The following is a 3,515-nucleotide window of genomic DNA, read 5'->3' as shown; positions in this document are numbered from 1 at the left end:
GTTATATCGGTGCACTGTTGGGTCCTGAGAGAACACGCGAGTGTTTTGTCAGCGACGATGACTTACGAAGGCGGTTGGCCGTGTGGCCGGCGTTGGTAGGGGTTGTTGTGTGTTGTTTGAGAACTGCACAGTGGACGCGAGCATCTTTGTTGTAAGTGTTTATGAGCGTACGGTGGATGCCTTGGCACCAGGAGCCGATGAAGGACGTGGGAGGCTGCGATATGCCTCGGGGAGCTGTCAACCGAGCTGTGATCCGAGGATTTCCGAATGGGGAAACCCAGCACGAGTGATGTCGTGTTACCCGCATCTGAATATATAGGGTGTGTGGAGGGAACGTGGGGAAGTGAAACATCTCAGTACCCACAGGAAGAGAAAACAACATGTGATTCCGTGAGTAGTGGCGAGCGAAAGCGGATGAGGCTAAACCATGGGTGTGTGATAGCTGGCAGGCGTTGCATCCGTGGGGTTGTGGGGCTTTTCTTCCCGTCACTGTCATGACGGGCGAGAGTAAGAAACCGGTTGGTTAGTCGAAGTGGTCTGGAACGGCCTGTCGTAGAGGGTGAGAATCCCGTAGACGAAAACTTGCCGGCTCTCGTGAGAAGTACCCGAGTAGCACCGGGCCCGTGAAATCCGGTGTGAATCTGTCGGGACCACCCGATAAGCCTGAATACTCCCTGGTGACCGATAGCGGACTAGTACCGTGAGGGAAAGGTGAAAAGTACCCCGGGAGGGGAGTGAAATAGTACCTGAAACCGTGCGCTTACAATCCGTCAGAGCCTGCGCATCCTTCGGGGTGGTGGGTGATGGCGTGCCTTTTGAAGAATGAGCCTGCGAGTTAGTGGCATGTCGCGAGGTTAACCCGTGTGGGGTAGTCGTAGCGAAAGCGAGTCCGAATAGGGCGCATGTAGTGGCATGTTCTAGACCCGAAGCGGAGTGATCTACCCATGGCCAGGGTGAAGCGATGGTAAGACGTCGTGGAGGCCCGAACCCACTTAGGTTGAAAACTGAGGGGATGAGTTGTGGGTAGGGGTGAAAGGCCAATCAAACTCCGTGATAGCTGGTTCTCCCCGAAATGCATTTAGGTGCAGCGTCGCGTGTTTCTCACCGGAGGTAGAGCTACTGGATGGTCTAGGGGGCCCACAAGCTTACCGAAATCAGCCAAACTCCGAATGCCGGTGAGTGAGAGCGCGGCAGTGAGACTGCGGGGGATAAGCTTCGTAGTCGAGAGGGAAACAGCCCAGATCGCCGGCTAAGGCCCCTAAGCGTGTACTAAGTGGAAAAGGATGTGGGATCGCTGAGACAACCAGGAGGTTGGCTTAGAAGCAGCCACCCTTGAAAGAGTGCGTAATAGCTCACTGGTCAAGTGGTTCTGCGCCGACAATGTAGCGGGGCTCAAGTACACCGCCGAAGCCGCGGCACTCACACAACACCCATTCGTTCCTGCGGGAACGTGTGCAGTGGTGTGGGTGGGTAGGGGAGCGTCGTGCAGCCGTGGAAGCGCCGGAGTGATCCAGGTGTGGAGGCTGCGCGAGTGAGAATGCAGGCATGAGTAGCGAAAGACGAGTGAGAAACTCGTCCGCCGGATGACCAAGGGTTCCTGGGCCAGGTTAATCCGCCCAGGGTGAGTCGGGACCTAAGGCGAGGCCGACAGGCGTAGTCGATGGACAACGGGTTGATATTCCCGTACCCGTGTATCCGCGCCCAATGGCGAATCAGTTGTGCTAACCGTCCAAAAGTTTCCGCTGTTCCTTCGGGAACTGTGGGGATGGCTGCACGGGACCCTGATTGTAGTAGTCAAGCGATGGGGTGACGCAGGAAGGTAGCTGGGCCAGGTGATGGAGTACCTGGTGTAAGCCGGTAGGGCGAATGGTAGGCAAATCCGCCGTTCACACAGCCTGAGAGGTGATGCGTACCCGTTGAGGGGAATTCAGTGATCCTATGCTGCCGAGAAAAGCCTCTAGTGAGTTGGTACACGGCCCGTACCCCAAACCGACACAGGTGGTCAGGTAGAGAATACCGAGGCGATCGAGAGAACTGTGGTTAAGGAACTCGGCAAAATGCCCCCGTAACTTCGGGAGAAGGGGGACCACGCCCGGTGACCGGACTTGCTCCGTGAGCTGGGGGTGGTCGCAGAGACCAGAGAGAAGCGACTGTTTACTAAAAACACAGGTCCGTGCGAAGTCGTAAGACGATGTATACGGACTGACGCCTGCCCGGTGCTGGAAGGTTAAGAGGACCGGTTAGCGGAGCAATCCGCGAAGCTGAGAATTTAAGCCCCAGTAAACGGCGGTGGTAACTATAACCATCCTAAGGTAGCGAAATTCCTTGTCGGGTAAGTTCCGACCTGCACGAATGGCGTAACGACTTCTCTGCTGTCTCGACCACAGACTCGGCGAAATTGCATTACGAGTAAAGATGCTCGTTACGCGCGGCAGGACGAAAAGACCCCGGGACCTTCACTATAGCTTGGTATTGGTGTTCGGTTCGGTTTGTGTAGGATAGGTGGGAGACTGTGAAGCTCATACGCCAGTATGGGTGGAGTCGTTGTTGAAATACCACTCTGATCGTATTGGACCTCTAACCTCGGACCATGATCTGGTTCAGGGACAGTGCCTGGTGGGTAGTTTAACTGGGGCGGTTGCCTCCCAAAATGTAACGGAGGCGCCCAAAGGTTCCCTCAGCCTGGTTGGCAATCAGGTGTCGAGTGCAAGTGCACAAGGGAGCTTGACTGTGAGACTGACAGGTCGAGCAGGGACGAAAGTCGGGACTAGTGATCCGGCACCGGCATGTGGAAGCGGTGTCGCTCAACGGATAAAAGGTACCCCGGGGATAACAGGCTGATCTTCCCCAAGAGTCCATATCGACGGGATGGTTTGGCACCTCGATGTCGGCTCGTCGCATCCTGGGGCTGGAGTAGGTCCCAAGGGTTGGGCTGTTCGCCCATTAAAGCGGCACGCGAGCTGGGTTTAGAACGTCGTGAGACAGTTCGGTCTCTATCCGCCGCGCGCGTTAGAAACTTGAGGAAGGCTGTCCCTAGTACGAGAGGACCGGGACGGACGAACCTCTGGTGTGCCAGTTGTCCCGCCAGGGGCATGGCTGGTTGGCTACGTTCGGAAGGGATAACCGCTGAAAGCATCTAAGCGGGAAGCCTGTTCCAAGATGAGGTTTCTCACCCCCTCGAGGGGGTAAGGCCCCCGGCAGACCACCGGGTTGATAGGCCGGAACTGGAAGCCCAGCAATGGGTGGAGGTGACCGGTACTAATAGGCCGAGGACTTACCACGAAGATGTTACGCGTCCACTGTGCGGTATCTGAAACAACACACACAGATCCGAAAATCCTGCAGCAGCAGGTGATTCGAGGAATCTGCGTGGACTATTGTTTCATAGAGTTACGGCGGTCATAGCGACAGGGAAACGCCCGGTCCCATTCCGAACCCGGAAGCTAAGCCTGTCTGCGCCGATGGTACTGCACTCGACAGGGTGTGGGAGAGTAGGACACCGCCGAACACCCGTT

2 rRNA genes are annotated in these 3,515 nt (G+C 56.4%); both read left to right on the top strand.

Annotation, left to right across the window (positions count from 1 at the left end):
* Nucleotides 1–149: 149 nt before the first annotated feature.
* Nucleotides 150–3,282 (top strand): 23S ribosomal RNA (locus ACQR3U_RS23210).
* A 109-nt stretch (nucleotides 3,283–3,391) separates the two neighbouring features.
* A 5S ribosomal RNA gene (rrf, locus tag ACQR3U_RS23205) occupies nucleotides 3,392–3,508 on the top strand.
* The last annotated feature ends 7 nt before the right edge of the window (nucleotides 3,509–3,515 follow it).

The organism is Rhodococcus sp. IEGM1339, assembly GCF_050321925.1.
GTDB lineage: Bacteria > Actinomycetota > Actinomycetes > Mycobacteriales > Mycobacteriaceae > Rhodococcus > Rhodococcus pyridinivorans.
The sequence above is the reverse complement of the archived record's forward strand: the minus strand, read 5'-3'. Positions and strand labels throughout refer to the sequence as shown.